The 213-nt window shown below is 51.2% G+C and carries 1 protein-coding gene; it reads left to right on the top strand.

The window, feature by feature from the left end; genetic code table 11:
- Positions 1-213, top strand: a 213-nt coding sequence (locus tag ACXAG7_RS20275) for a hypothetical protein (RefSeq protein WP_476667978.1), incomplete at both ends; no start/stop codon positions are given.

Here is a 213-nt window from a genome sequence, read left to right as displayed (position 1 = left end):
CTCAGGTAGTGGTAAGCGAACAGGCTTTACCAAATGCGGGAACTAACGGAACACTAACGATCTGTGCAGGAAGCACGGTAACATCAGGGCAATTATTTGCAGCCTTAGGCGGAAGTCCAGCGACAGGCGGAACTTGGTCACCAGCATTAGCAGGGGCTAATACCTATACATATACAGTAGCCGCAACGGCACCATGTACCACAGCAGCAACAG

The sequence above is a fragment of the Tenacibaculum sp. AWR4_210 genome, from assembly GCF_056160945.1.
This window is presented reverse-complemented; position numbering and strand designations above follow the sequence as displayed.